At 30.8% G+C, this 13,980-nt stretch carries 14 protein-coding genes; 13 read left to right on the forward strand and 1 reads right to left on the reverse strand.

Features of this window, described 5'->3' with window-relative positions:
* The first annotated feature begins 5 nt into the window (after positions 1-5).
* The 8 genes from HYG84_RS09835 (at position 6) to HYG84_RS09870 (ending at position 4,964) form a co-directional block, all read left to right on the forward strand.
* Complete coding sequence (locus HYG84_RS09835; RefSeq protein WP_249168577.1) at positions 6-128, forward strand: hypothetical protein; 123 nt, start codon at positions 6-8, stop codon at positions 126-128.
* A gap of 145 nt (positions 129-273) precedes the next feature.
* Positions 274-891 (forward strand): lactate utilization protein, encoded by a 618-nt coding sequence (locus HYG84_RS09840; RefSeq protein WP_212376452.1) that lies wholly within the window; start codon positions 274-276, stop codon positions 889-891.
* A 140-nt stretch (positions 892-1,031) separates the two neighbouring features.
* Positions 1,032-1,619: an HD domain-containing protein gene (locus HYG84_RS09845; protein ID WP_212376457.1), complete on the forward strand. Its 588-nt coding sequence runs from the start codon at positions 1,032-1,034 to the stop codon at positions 1,617-1,619.
* Between the two features lie 101 nt (positions 1,620-1,720).
* The gene (locus HYG84_RS09850; RefSeq protein ID WP_212376462.1) at positions 1,721-2,128 is read left to right on the forward strand and encodes a fosfomycin resistance glutathione transferase; all 408 of its coding nucleotides are present in this window, start codon (positions 1,721-1,723) and stop codon (positions 2,126-2,128) included.
* A 31-nt stretch (positions 2,129-2,159) separates the two neighbouring features.
* Positions 2,160-2,507, forward strand: a complete 348-nt coding sequence (locus HYG84_RS09855) for a hypothetical protein (RefSeq protein WP_212376465.1) — start codon at positions 2,160-2,162, stop codon at positions 2,505-2,507.
* Positions 2,508-2,546: 39 nt separating this feature from the next.
* On the forward strand, positions 2,547-2,714 hold the full coding sequence (locus tag HYG84_RS09860; protein ID WP_212376476.1) for a GNAT family N-acetyltransferase: 168 nt from the start codon (positions 2,547-2,549) through the stop codon (positions 2,712-2,714).
* A 59-nt stretch (positions 2,715-2,773) separates the two neighbouring features.
* Positions 2,774-3,676 carry an aminoglycoside phosphotransferase family protein gene (locus tag HYG84_RS09865; RefSeq protein WP_212376478.1) on the forward strand — a complete coding sequence of 301 codons (903 nt, stop codon included), beginning with the start codon at positions 2,774-2,776 and terminating at the stop codon, positions 3,674-3,676.
* Between the two features lie 175 nt (positions 3,677-3,851).
* Complete coding sequence (locus tag HYG84_RS09870) at positions 3,852-4,964, forward strand: hypothetical protein (RefSeq protein ID WP_212376481.1); 1,113 nt, start codon at positions 3,852-3,854, stop codon at positions 4,962-4,964.
* Between the two features lie 198 nt (positions 4,965-5,162).
* Here HYG84_RS09870 and HYG84_RS09875 read toward each other — a convergent pair whose 3' ends face one another.
* Positions 5,163-5,486: a winged helix-turn-helix transcriptional regulator gene (locus tag HYG84_RS09875; protein WP_212376483.1), complete on the reverse strand. Its 324-nt coding sequence runs from the start codon at positions 5,484-5,486 to the stop codon at positions 5,163-5,165.
* A 229-nt stretch (positions 5,487-5,715) separates the two neighbouring features.
* On the opposite strand from HYG84_RS09875, the gene HYG84_RS09880 reads away from it, so the two are divergent.
* The 5 genes from HYG84_RS09880 to HYG84_RS09900 all read left to right on the forward strand — a co-directional run bounded on the left by HYG84_RS09880 (position 5,716) and on the right by HYG84_RS09900 (position 13,943).
* Complete coding sequence (locus tag HYG84_RS09880; protein ID WP_212376484.1) at positions 5,716-6,315, forward strand: nitroreductase family protein; 600 nt, start codon at positions 5,716-5,718, stop codon at positions 6,313-6,315.
* A gap of 52 nt (positions 6,316-6,367) precedes the next feature.
* Positions 6,368-7,069, forward strand: a complete 702-nt coding sequence (locus tag HYG84_RS09885; RefSeq protein WP_212376485.1) for a pirin family protein — start codon at positions 6,368-6,370, stop codon at positions 7,067-7,069.
* Positions 7,070-7,247: 178 nt separating this feature from the next.
* The gene (locus tag HYG84_RS09890) at positions 7,248-7,907 is read left to right on the forward strand and encodes a diphthine--ammonia ligase (protein ID WP_212376487.1); all 660 of its coding nucleotides are present in this window, start codon (positions 7,248-7,250) and stop codon (positions 7,905-7,907) included.
* Positions 7,908-8,239: 332 nt separating this feature from the next.
* The gene (locus tag HYG84_RS09895; RefSeq protein ID WP_212376489.1) at positions 8,240-10,816 is read left to right on the forward strand and encodes a calcium-translocating P-type ATPase, PMCA-type; all 2,577 of its coding nucleotides are present in this window, start codon (positions 8,240-8,242) and stop codon (positions 10,814-10,816) included.
* A gap of 451 nt (positions 10,817-11,267) precedes the next feature.
* Positions 11,268-13,943, forward strand: coding sequence for a calcium-translocating P-type ATPase, PMCA-type (locus HYG84_RS09900; protein ID WP_212376492.1), 2,676 nt, complete (start codon positions 11,268-11,270; stop codon positions 13,941-13,943).
* The last annotated feature ends 37 nt before the right edge of the window (positions 13,944-13,980 follow it).

Genomic DNA, 13,980 nt, shown 5'->3' on the forward strand with positions numbered 1-13,980 from the left:
AGCATATGAATTCAAAAGTTATTGAAGAAATGGGACTTCGTGAGATAAATACTGGAATTGCAACAGGAAAAACAAAAAATTGGGTTAAAGAAAATATAAGCCTAGGCCTTGTTATAACTTTGATATAGATCATCAAGCTTGAAGTAGAATTACTAGGGGGAAGTCCATAACCTAACAGTCGGCTTTTATCATAAAAAATTACTATAGCGGAAACTGATAAAATGTTATGCACAGTAATAAATTAAAATCAAGACATTGTAAAGGGGTACTGAAATGGAAAGAGAAAAGATTGAATATTTAATCAAAGGTTTAGCCGTAAGAAATATTGATGGATATTTCTTTGAAACCTTTGAGGAAGCCAAGTCAAAAGCTATAGAGATGATACCTGCTGATGCTAGTATTGGGATTGGTAATTCAATAACTTTGAAAAACATGAGAATAAGTAAAGAGTTAGGGGATAGAGGGAATATTGTATATGATAAGACAATAGCTAAGAGCAAAGAAGAAAGCAAAGAACTCAAAAGAAAATCATTATTGACTGATTGGTATATTACTGGAACTAATGCTATTTCATTAGAAGGGCACTTAGTTAACATGGATCATAGTGGCAACAGGGTAGCTGCTATGCTATATGGTCCCGATAATGTAATAGTTATAATCGGTATTAATAAAATTACAAACACTTTAGATGAAGCAATATATAGGGTAAGAAATATTGCTTCACCTCAAAATGCTAGAAGAGCAGGCTTCAATCCACCATGTGTAGATTTAGGAAGGTGTATAGATTGTAGATCAACTGAAAGAGTGTGCAATAATTTGGTGGTTATAGAAGGACAAAATAATAATGGTAGAATAAAGGTATTTATCGTGAATGAGAATGATGGTTTTTAGTTACTAGAGGAATATGGCTAAAAATCACAGAGTATGGTACTGCATACAAGTAGAGAGTGTATCAACACATTAATGAATGTATTTCCAGGTTGGTATCGAAGGATTTACTGGCAAAGTAAGTATATTTTAGGAGGAAAAAAATGAGTCAACAAATGATTACTAAAAAAATTGAACAAATAGTAGAGGAACAGTGCAAAGCGGATACTAATGCTTTTGGTTATGGAATATGGACTCATCATATTGTGGTTGTTGTTAAATATGCTAGAATGCTTGCACACAGACTAGATGTGGATTTAGAAATAGTTGAAATATCTGCATTATTGCACGACTACGCTAGCATCAAAGATAAGGAATTATATAAGGAACACCATATTCATGGAGCAACTGAAGCAGAAAGAATTTTAAAGAAATTGAATTATCCAATAGAAAAAATTGAAGCTGTGAAAGATTGTATTTTATCACATAGGGGGAGTGTAAGTAAGAAAATTAAAACGAAAGAAGCACTTTGCATTGCAAGTGCAGATGCAATGGCTCACATTGATTATATTCCGTCACTACTGCATTTAGCATATGTAAAATTAGAAATGGATACAGATGATGGAGCAAAGTGGGTAAGAGAGAAAATAGAAAGAAGTTGGAATAAACTATGTCCAGAAGCAAGAGAAATAATGCTGGATAAATATAATAGTGCTATAAGTGTGTTAAAAAGTAACACAAACATTTTTTAAAAATAACTATAGTTAAAAACTAAAAAAAGTATTGATAATAATTGTTTAATAAGTAGTAACTCCACGTTATCATCTGATATTAGTTGAAGGAGGAACAATAAGTGATAAACGGAATTAATCATATAACATTTGCAATAATAAATTTAGAACGATCTTTGGATTTTTATGTTAATTTGTTAGGACTTAGATTAGTTGGAAAATGGGAAAAAGGAGCATATTTATTAGCTGGGAATCAGTGGATTGCTTTAAATGTTGATGAAGAGAGAATTATAGAACCTACGAAAGATTATACACATATCGCATTTAATGTCCTATCTTCAGATTTTAAGAGTCTAAAAGAAAAACTTGAAAAAGCAGGAGTAAAATCATTCAAAGAAAATACATCAGAGGGAGAATCATTTTATTTTCTTGATCCAGATGGTCACAAATTGGAACTACATTACAATACTTTGGAAGATCGATTGAAATGGGTGAGAGAAAATAATTGGTCGACATTTAAACACGTGTAATGAAGAATTTGATTTTTTATTGGAAGAAGAATTGAAAAGAGATAACTGGATTGTTGACGAAAACTATAATAGAACAATAAAACAGAGAATTGATAAATGTGATACTGTTATCTATTTGGATTATTCTCGACTTACTTGTTTAAGAGGTGTAATAAAAAGAGTAATAAGTAATTATAGCAAAGTTCGTTCAGATATGGGGGAAGGTTGTCCTGAAAAATTTGACTTTGGGTTTCTAAAATGGATATGGAATTTCAATAACCAACACCGAAATAATTACTATATTTTACTTAATAATTTGGAAGATAAAAAAGTTCTTATATTCAAAAACAGAAAACAATGTTCCGCTTTTATAAATAACATAAACCACTCAACAAAATAAAGCTAATCTATCAATAGAATTGAAGCTACAATAACACCTGTGAATGATGCATCTGTTAAAGCACTAAGCAAGCTAAATTTCATTCAAGAAGGAATAGTCAGAGAAAGGGATTTGATAAAGGGAAAACTAGAGGATGGAATAATTATGTCAATTCTCAAGAGAGATTATATAAAAAAATTTGAGTTATATAAAACATGTGAATTATGAGTTCGTAATAATTATTAAGTAGCTAAGAAACCGCTGTCGATATAAAGGGGATAATATTTATGATAAGGCAATTTCAAGATACAGTAATAGATGTATACGGAAAAGAAGGAAAAAAGTTTTTATATAGGTTACCAGAACTATTAAAAAGTTGCGCTTCTAAGTGGTCGTTAACTGAGATTAATGAGTTTGATAATTTATCATATAATTATGTAGCTAGGGCTATAAGTGAAACTAATCAAGAAGTAGTGTTAAAGCTAGGGATACAATCAAAGGAGTTTTTATCAGAGGTTGAAGCATTAAAATTATATGCTGGGCAAGGATGTGCTAGATTACTGGATTATGATGAAAATTTAGGGGCCATGCTTCTAGAGCGTTTGGCTCCTGGAACTGTATTGTCAACTTTAAAAGATGATGATCAAGCAACATTAGTTGCAGCTAAGCTAATGTCTAGAATTAAGATTAAGGAGCCAAAAGAACATAAATTTCAAAGCTTAATGGACTGGGCTAAGGATTTAGAAAATTTAAGGAAGCATTTTGGTAATGGAATGGGGCCATTTTCTAAGGAATTATTGGAGAGAGCTGAAATAAATTATTATTATTTGATAGACTCAACAAAAGAGAATATGTTATTACATGGAGATTTGCACCATGACAATATATTGTCTACAAATAAGAGCTGGAAAGCAATAGATCCCAAAGGAGTAGTTGGAGATCCAGTATTTGAGCCAGTAAATTATATGAAAAATTATCTATTGAGAACCAATAATCCAAAGGAGGCTTTAGCTCGCCGTATACATATTTTTTCAAAGGAATTAGGATATGATAAGCAACGGCTAATTAGTTGGGGAGTAGCTCATTCAGTATTATCAGCATTATGGAGCTATGAAGATCATGGAGAAATACCCCAAGAGACATTAATTTGTGCTAGATTATTTAGAGATATGGAAAAGGGTATATGTTAGGCGGCCTAGAAGTAGCAAATCGTTTACAAAAATCATTATAAAGGCAATAAAGGTCTAATTTACTACTATCATAATACTTTCTTGTTTTAACTCACTACTTTATGTAAAATTTCATAAAATATAGAAGGGATTATTGGTAAAAAGAAGAAATACATAATTATAAGTTTATGATAATTTGATAGAAGATGGTGGGGAAGCTATGGGAGAAAGTAGAGATTATAGAAAGGATTTTCAATGGGCAATATTGATTACCATAGGGGTAATGATACTACATCTATTTGTAATCAATATATTCGTAAATGGGAAAATATTAGGTGTTTGGATTGGATCTTTAATAGGAAGTCTGATGGGATTTTTTGTAAGAGATAAAGAAAAAAATGGGAAGGACAAAGAAGCTTTTCTTATTTCTATAGTTATGATAGGAAACTTTATTCTTTTTAAAAATGATATCTACATACCTGATTATATTGTATTTTTCGTAAGTATCGGACTGATGTGTGTATACTATTCGACTAAGATAGAATCTAAATATAAACTTGTTAATTTAGGGCTAGTATTTATATTATTTATAGGTTTTTTCTCTTTAGATTATTATATGTATTCTAATCGCCTTATAAAAGATCGTAATTTATATAGAGCTGTAAAACATGAATATAATATTACTGAAAAAATAGACAAGGATAGTTTAAGGGGTATAGAAAAATTAAATATTGGAAGTAGAGAGAACACAAATAGTTTAAAAGGTATCGAGCATTTTGAGGATTTGAAAACCTTGTATATATGGGAAGGCCAAAGGATAAAAGATCTTACACCTATAAATCTATCACCTAATTTAGAACACCTAATGCTATGGTATATTAATCTAGAACAGCTACAACAGTTAAATGGAATAGAAACATTAGAGTGGCTAGAAATTATATATCCTAAAAAGGGCGAACTGAGTACTTTAGATAATTTATCTAGCTTAAAGCATTTAGAGCTACAAGGTATGAATTTGGATAACTTAAATGGGTTAAGAGGTGCTAAAAAATTAGAGAAGTTGAGTATTGCTTATGGTCAAATAGGTAGCCTTGATGGAATAGAAAGCTTTCCCTATTTAAAAGAAGTAAGCATATCTAACCTTGATGTTATTGATATAAGTCCACTATTTAGATTAGAAAATATAGAGAACATTTCTCTTCACAATTGTAAAATAGATAATGATGATGAACGTATTAAAAATGCTAGAGAAAAAGGAATAAAAATAGAAATAACAAACACAAATAATGATTTTTTAAAGAGGTTATAAAACTGAAACCAAGTAAAAATTAAATCAAATCTTCTTTTAGTATTACAAATGATATTTATTCAAATAATACCTATTCTCCTACTATTCATTAATTGGATGAAGTACAAAGTTTAGTTGAGAAAACTGGATACACAGGTAAATAAATAGGAAGAATATAAGACTCCATACAAGTGGAGTCCTACTATTTCAAAAATACAATTATAAAAGATTTTTCTCTCCCCACACACTCATGCTCTGTAAAACAGGTAATAGAGATTTTCCTAGTTCTGTTAAAGAATACTCAACCTTTGGAGGAACTTGAGGATATTCTTCACGATGTATTAATCCATTAGCCTCTAGTTCTTTTAATTGCTGACTTAACATTTTATGAGTAATTCCAGAAAGGCTCCTCTTTATTTCCCCATATCTCATTACTTTATCATTTGTCAGATGCCATAATATAACAAGCTTCCACTTTCCACCTATCATATCTAATGTATACTGAATCGGACAATTAGAGTGCAATTCCTTTGAGTTTTTCATAATAAATGACACTATCCTTTCGTATAGTACCTTACTTAAAAGTGCATACTTTTATATTTACTAATATGGTATATAATTTTAGTATAACAATAATTATTTAAAACATAAAGAGAAATTTTAAAATGCAGATGAGTAGCAATACTCTAATAGAATAACAATACAGTTGCATTAAATTTTTAGGGATACAGATACTACCAATAATTAATTAAAAAAGAGAGGAAGATTTGAAATGACAAAAGATTTTTATACTGCTGTAAAAGAAAGAAGAACAATATATGGGATTAGTAAAGAAACAACTATTTCAGATGAAAGAATTCAGGAAATAATAAACGATGCTATAAAGTATACTCCTTCAGCATTTAACTCTCAGAGTGCAAGAGTTGTTGTTTTATTTAATGAAAACCATGATAAATTATGGGATATAACAAAAGAGGCTTTAAGAAAGGTTGTTCCAGAAAATAATTTTGCTCCTACTGAAGAAAAAATTAACTCATTCAAAAATGGATATGGTACAGTTTTGTTTTTTGAGGATAATAGTGTAATCGAATCACTACAACAACAATTTGCAGCTTATAAAGATAATTTTCCGATTTGGTCACAACAAGCTTCAGGTATGAATCAATATGTAATTTGGACTTCGCTATCAATCGAAGGAATGGGAGTATCATTACAGCATTATAATGAACTTATTGAAGAGGATGTAAAGAAGCAGTGGGATATACCAAATAACTGGAAGCTAATTGCACAGATGCCTTTTGGAAAACCAACAGCTTCTGCCGGTGATAAGGAATTTATTCCACTAGAAGAAAGAATAAAGGTCTTTAAATAATATGAAAAAAGGGTATTAGATTTATACAAAATAAAGTAAGTGAGGTGATATTATGTTAAGAAAACTAGAAAATAGTAACATGGGGAGAAGTGACCTAGGCTGGCTTAAAAGTATATTCCATTTTTCTTTTGCAGAGTACTATAACTCAAAAAATATAAATTTTGGAGTACTGAGAGTTATAAATGATGATTTAATTGAACCAGATAAAGGGTTTGATACACATCCTCATAGGGATATGGAGATTATTTCCTATGTTATAAATGGTGAATTAACCCATGGAGATAGTATGGGTAATAAAGGCACCATTACTCGCGGACATGTTCAGTATATGAGTGCTGGAACAGGAGTGTATCATAGTGAACATAATTTTGGCCATGAAACTACAAGGCTTTTACAGATATGGATTATTCCAGATGAAAAGGGACACACCCCAAGCTATGGAGATTATGAATTTGAATGGGAAATGAGAAAAAACAGGTGGTTGCATATAGTTTCTAGTAAAGATGGAGATGCTCCAATAAAAATAAATCAAGATGTAAATTTTTATGTTTTAGAGTTAGATGAGAAAAATAAAATAGATTTTTCAGTTCAAAAAGGTAGGCAAGCATATTTAGTACAAATAGAAGGATCTTCACAAATAAAAGATAATATATTAAATGCTAGAGATGCTATGGAGATTACTGAAGAAGACATCTTGATAACAGCTAATGAAAATTCACACTTGCTTATTATCGAAATGGAAAAAGAAAAGTAATTTATTAAATGTAAGGAATAAGACTCTATATTGAGTCTTATTTCTTATGCTTGTTATTAGGTTTTGAAAATGTATTTATACTATACACCGGGGTAAAGATGTTAACGGATGAAAAACACAAAAAAATAATATATACTATTATTAGTTAGGGAAAATTGATTAGACTGGGAGTGATTGTATGAACAATGAATATAGAGCTTTTTGTTCTTGGAGTGGTGGGAAAGATTCTTGTCTTGCTCTTTACAGAGCATTAGAAAAAGGAATTAAAGTAGAATATTTATTTACTATGCTTAATGAGGATGGCTCAAGATCTAGGGGACATGGATTAAAACCAGAAATAATAAAAAAGTATGCAGAGCTTTTGGATATAGATTTTATCCATGGAATGGCAACATGGGGAGGCTATGAGAAGGCATTTAAAGAAAAAATGAATATACTAGAGAGTAAGGGAATAAATATGGGCATATTTGGTGACATAGACATATTAGCTCATAGGGAGTGGCTACTAGAAACATTTAAAGATACAGATATAGAAGTTTTTCATCCTCTTTGGGGAGAGCAGCGTAAAGCGATTATTGAAGAGTTTGTTGATAGAGGCTTTAAATCTATTATTAACACTGTAAATGGTGAAAAGCTTTCTAAAGAATATTTAGGAAGATTATTCGACAAAACTCTAATAACTGAGTTTGAGGAATTAGGCATAGATGCTTGTGGGGAAAATGGTGAATTTCATACTGTAGTAATAGATGGACCTATATTTAAAGAAGCTCTAAAATTGAAGGAGAAAGACATAATACAAGTAGATAAATATTGGATGCTCGATTTGGAATTAGAATAAACTAATAAAACATATACATATCTATAAATTCAACCCATATTATTTAAAAAAGCATTGCAAGATATTAAATAATAGGAATAAATACATTCTAGTTATGAACCTAGTAGTTTTCGCTACTAGGTTCATTTTTAAATTTTTGAAGAAATTATGAAAGGGATTATCTAATAATATATAGGTGGTTTATTTTGTTACCTAACTAAAATAACAGCATAATAGATAAACTAAACTAATAATATAAGAGATAAATTAAAATAATAATGCTATGAATATAAATTATGGAGATATTAAAATATAAGTAATATAATTTATAAAAAGTAAGAGGTGGTAATCATATGTACAATAAAGAAAAAGATGTGATATTAAAGGAATTAGATACAAACTTAGAAAATGGACTTGTAAAAGGCCAGGTAGTTGAAAGGGCAAAGAACGGTAGAAATGAGCTAACAGCTGATAAACCTAGATCTTTATTTATGAAAATTTTAGATCAATTAAATGAACCTATGGTATATATATTAATTGTAGCTTCAGCCGTTTCGGCTATTATGAAAGAGATAAGTGATGCAGTTATAATTATGATAGTAATAGTATTAAATGCAGTGGTTGGGCTCGTACAAGAAGATAGAGCGCAAAAATCCTTAGATGCTTTAAAAAAGCTTTCCACACCAAAAACTTTAGTAAAACGAAATGGGGTTTTAGAAGAAGTCCCTGTGGAGGAATTAGTAGCTGGAGATATTGTACATATTGAAGCAGGGCGTTATATACCAGCAGATTTAAGGCTTGTGGAAGTAGCAAATTTAAAGATAGATGAATCTATTTTAACTGGAGAATCAGTTCCAGTAGAAAAAATAGATGGCATTGTTAGTGAAGAAAATACGGCATTAGGAGATTTGAAAAATATGGCCTTCATGTCTAGTTATGCCACCTATGGCAGGGGGATTGGTGTTGTTACATCAATAGGCATGAATACTGAAATTGGAAAAATTGCAGCTATGATAGATAAGGCAGAACAAATTAAAACTCCATTGCAAAAGAGATTAGAAAAATTAAGTAAATACTTAGGAATAGGAGCACTTTTAATTTGTATTTTAATATTTGGTATCGCTATTGTACAAGGTAAGAATTTAATGGAAATGCTTCTAGTATCGATATCTCTTGCAGTTGCTATTATTCCAGAAGGACTTCCAGCAGTAATTACTGTTGTGTTAGCATTAGGTGTACAAAAAATGATAAAGCACAATGCTATAGTAAAAAAGTTGCCGGCAGTAGAGACCTTAGGTTCTGTTAATGTTATATGTTCAGATAAAACTGGAACTATTACTCAAAACAAAATGACAGTAACTAAAGTATATTATAATAATAATTTAAAGTCAGTTGAGGAGTTAACAGAAAAGGATAGATTATTGGTAGATGGTTTTATGCTATGTAATGATGCTGGTAATGAAGGTAACCTTGTTGGGGATCCAACTGAAATAGCACTTTTGGATATGGGAAGTGTTCTTTCTTTAAAGAAGAGCAGTATAGATAAAAATTTTCCACGTATAGATGAAATACCATTTGATTCTGATAGGAAGATGATGACTACTGTAAATAAGTATAATGGAAAGGATATAGTATTTACTAAGGGTGCATTAGACTTATTACTTAAAAAGACTACTCATATATTATTAGAGGATAATAAACAACCTATTGAAAATTATCTAGATGAAATACATAATAATGCTGCTAATATGTCAAAGGAAGCTTTAAGAGTATTAGCCTTAGCTTATAAAGAAAAAGATGGAGAAGAATATGAAAGCGATTTAACGTTTATTGGATTAGTCGGTATGATAGATCCTGCTAGGGAGGAAGTAAAGGAAGCTGTTGAAAAATGTTACAGTGCAGGGATTAGGACTGTAATGATAACTGGAGATCATAAGGATACAGCTTTTGCCATAGCTAATGAAGTAGGCATTAGCCAAAATATAGATCAAGTAATGGAAGGTAAAACACTGGCCAATATGCAGCAAGAAAAATTAAATGAAATTATAGATCAGTATAGAGTATTTGCAAGGGTACAGCCTGAGCATAAGGTAATGATAGTAAAAGCTCTACAATCTAAAGGCTATGTTGTTTCTATGACTGGTGATGGAGTAAATGATGCACCATCATTAAAAGCAGCTAATATTGGAGTTGCCATGGGAATTACGGGCAGTGATGTATCTAAAGAAGCCGCTGATATGATTTTGACTGATGACAATTTTGCTACTATTGTTAAAGCAGTAGAAGAAGGCAGGAACATATATAATAACATTAAAAAAGCTATTTTATTTTTACTATCCTGTAACTTAGGAGAGCTTTTTGCGCTGTTTGTAGCCGTAATACTAAACTGGTCTATTCCATTAAAACCAATTCATATTTTATGGGTAAACTTAGTTACTGATACGTTCCCCGCCTTATCCTTAGGAGTAGATCCTGGTACTGCCGATGTAATGACAGAAAAACCACGGAGTCAAGATGAAAGTATTTTTTCGGAAGGTGGGCTTATATATTTACTTCTAAATGGGCTCTTTATAGGTATAATTACATTGATAGCATTTAGATATGGACTAAAGGATGGAAGCTTGACTCATGGGCAGACTATGGCATTTTTAGTACTAAGTATATCTCAGTTATTCCACTCAATGAATAATAGAAATTTAAAACAGTCTATTTTTAAAACAGGTATATCTAGAAATAAGTTTTTAATATATTCAATAGTGCTTGGAATAGTTCTTCAATCGGCTATAGTACAAATACCAATCTTTAATAATATATTTAGTACTACACCTTTAACTTTTATGGATTGGATTATTGTTATAGGAATTTCGCTATCAATAATTTTAGTTAATGAGATAGGAAAAGCACTGTTTATAAAGAGAGAAGAAAAGTAGATTATTGTATAGCTACATATTAATTGGAATTATAAACTCCTAGCAAAAAAACTAGGAGTTTATAATTTATATTTATTAGTAATATAGATGAGGATAGGTTACTAAGTGATCAAAATTTCATATATAAAACTCCATTAGGAATTTCTAAAGGAATATTAGAATTTATAGGTATAAAGTATAATCAAGATGGTAAAGAAGATAATATAAGTCAGTGGCAAAGGAAGATAAAGACATATAGAAGTTATATTAAAAATATTAATATAACTTCTATATATATTAATAAAATTAAAAAGATTTATTAATTATTTAAAAAAATATATTTAATACTATGAAAAATATAAGATTTGTAATATAATTATGATTATAAGGGACATACATATATTTTCCAATTTCTATACTAAGTATGTTAAATTGGAAACAATAAAAATCACAAAGGAAGAGGAAGATAATAGTGAACAATCATTTTAAAGGCTTAAGTCAAAATGAGGTAGAGCTATCAAGACAAAAGAATGGGTCTAACTCTCTAACACAATTGGAAACTGAGACTTTTTGGCAAAAGTTTATTGGGAATTTTAATGATCCAATTATAAAAATATTAATTTTTGCCTTAGTCATCAATGTTATATTTGTATTTATGGGTAAAGCTCATTGGTATGAATCAGCAGGTATTGCAGTTGCAGTTTTACTTGCAACACTTGTAGGTACTTGGTCAGAGCATAGTAATGAAAATGCCTTTCAGAAATTACAGGAAGATGCATCTAAAATTAAGGTTAAGGTGTTTAGAGATAGTAAAATAGAGGAAGTATTAATAGATGATATTGTTGTAGAGGATTTAGTTGTTCTACAGTCAGGAGATTTAATTCCAGCAGATGGAAAACTGATTGATGGGGAATTAAGAGTAGACCAGGCAACTTTAAATGGTGAGTCTAAAGAAGCTAAGAAATTTGTTATGCCTAAGGACTATATTGAGACAGAAGAAGAAAAGAAAAAAAACTTCTTCAACGAGTATAAACTATTTAGGGGAACTGTTGTAGTAAGTGGGGAAGGTGTTATGGAGGTTATAACTGTAGGTGATAATACACAATACGGAAAACTGGCTCAAGAGATGCAGACCGAAGACAGAGAATCTCCACTTAAAATCAAACTTGAAAAATTAGCAGAACAAATTTCGATGTTTGGATATATCGGCGGTGGATTAATAACTATTGCCTACTTTTTTCAAAGATCAGTAATTGACAATAACTTTGATATGGCAAAAATCGCCACATATTTTAGTAATTGGTCTAATCCTGTTAATGATTTAGTAACTGCTATTATTCTTGGTGTAATTATTATAGTTGTTGCTGTTCCAGAAGGATTACCTATGATGATAGCCATGGTGCTTTCATTAAACATGAGAAAGATGCTTAGGGATAACGTTCTTGTTAGAAAGCTAGTTGGTATAGAGACTGCTGGAGGTCTAAATATATTGTTTTCAGATAAAACTGGTACAATTACTAAAGGCCAGCTTGAGGTAGTAGAATTTATAACTGGAGATATTCAAAAGCATAATAATTATGACTCTATTCAAAGTAACTTAAAAAAAATACTACATTTATCATTAACTGAAAATACAAATGCTCTCATTAGTGAGCCAGAGAAGGATAATGGCACATATCAAATAATTGGAGGTAATGCTACCGAGAGAGCTGTTCTTGGATTTATAAATCATAGCAAGAAACAAGATCTTTATAATGTAAAAAAAGTAAAAACTATGCCTTTTAGCTCTGATAAAAAGTATTCAGCTAGTCAAGTTGATGGCGATTACAACTTAACTCTAATAAAAGGCGCACCAGAAAAAATTATTTCAAAGTGTAAATTTTATTATGATGAAAATGGGGACAAGCAGGCTTTCAAAAATTATGAAGAAATTGAAAATCAAATGAATGAAATGGCATCAAGGGCAATTAGAATACTAGCTATAGCAACTTCTGAGGAAGCATTAGATGAAGATGGAGAATTTGATAATCTTACTCTTGTAGGTATTCTAGGTATAAGAGATGATGTAAGACCAGAGGCTACTAAGGCTATCCGTGAAGTGCAACAAGCGGGAATACAGGTTGTTATGATTACTGGCGATAGAAAAGAAACTGCAGTATCTATTGCAAGAGATTCGGGTCTATTAACGGATGAAAGTCAGATAGTATTAACTTCTGATGAACTACAAAAAATATCAGATGAAGATTTAAAGAAAATGCTTCCAAATATTCGGGTTATAGCAAGAGCATTGCCTACTGATAAATCTAGACTTGTAAGGATTTCACAAGAGCTTAACCTTGTAGTTGGTATGACAGGAGATGGAGTTAATGACTCTCCTGCTTTAAAACAAGCTGATGTTGGGTTTGCTATGGGTTCTGGAACAGAGGTAGCAAAAGAAGCCGGAGATATTGTTATTTTAGATGATAACTTCCAATCTATCGCTAGAGCAGTGTTGTATGGAAGAACAATTTTTAAGAGTATTAGAAAGTTTATTATTTTCCAATTAACAATAAATGTTTCAGCGGTATTTATAAGTTTTATAGGACCATTTATTGGTATTCATGAAGCTCTGACTATTACACAAATGCTTTGGGTTAATTTAGTTATGGATACGTTAGCTGCTCTTGCTTTTGGTGGAGAGCCAGCCCTTAAGCGATATATGAATGAAAAGCCAAAAAGAAGAGACGAGAATATTCTTTCAAAATATATGTGGTCTTCAATAGGTGTAGGGGGAATTTTTACAGCATTAGTTAGCATATTCTTCCTGACTTCTAAGACTGTTGGTGACATGTTTATAGGTGGAAGTCAAGGACTACACCATATGACTGCGTTTTTCAGCTTCTTTATTTTAACTGCAGTATTTAACAGCTTTAATGCTAGAACATCAAACATGAATATATTCGAGCATATTGGTCAAAATAAAGATTTCCTAAAGGTTATGGGGCTTATTGTAATTATTCAAGTAGTTATGACATATATAGGCGGTGTAGTTTTAAGAACTACTCCTCTTGCATTAAATGAATGGCTGATTGTATTGTTATTCTCAGTAATGATTATACCGGTAGATTTAATAAGAAAAACAATAATGAAAAGCGATGAAGCTTACTAAATAAATAACAAAATACCTCTATTCAGAAATGAATAGA

Origin of the sequence: Alkaliphilus sp. B6464, from assembly GCF_018141165.1 — a bacterium.
In the GTDB taxonomy this organism is placed as follows: Bacteria; Bacillota; Clostridia; order Peptostreptococcales; family Natronincolaceae; genus Alkaliphilus_B.

Coding starts and splice junctions, on each gene's coding strand:
- HYG84_RS09835 (WP_249168577.1), top strand. CDS start 6: ATGAATTCAAAAGTTATTGAAGAAATGGGACTTCGTGAGATAAATACT.
- HYG84_RS09840 (WP_212376452.1), top strand. CDS start 274: ATGGAAAGAGAAAAGATTGAATATTTAATCAAAGGTTTAGCCGTAAGA.
- HYG84_RS09845 (WP_212376457.1), top strand. CDS start 1,032: ATGAGTCAACAAATGATTACTAAAAAAATTGAACAAATAGTAGAGGAA.
- HYG84_RS09865 (WP_212376478.1), top strand. CDS start 2,774: ATGATAAGGCAATTTCAAGATACAGTAATAGATGTATACGGAAAAGAA.
- HYG84_RS09875 (WP_212376483.1), bottom strand. CDS start 5,486: ATGAAAAACTCAAAGGAATTGCACTCTAATTGTCCGATTCAGTATACA.
- HYG84_RS09880 (WP_212376484.1), top strand. CDS start 5,716: ATGACAAAAGATTTTTATACTGCTGTAAAAGAAAGAAGAACAATATAT.
- HYG84_RS09885 (WP_212376485.1), top strand. CDS start 6,368: ATGTTAAGAAAACTAGAAAATAGTAACATGGGGAGAAGTGACCTAGGC.
- HYG84_RS09890 (WP_212376487.1), top strand. CDS start 7,248: ATGAACAATGAATATAGAGCTTTTTGTTCTTGGAGTGGTGGGAAAGAT.
- HYG84_RS09895 (WP_212376489.1), top strand. CDS start 8,240: ATGTACAATAAAGAAAAAGATGTGATATTAAAGGAATTAGATACAAAC.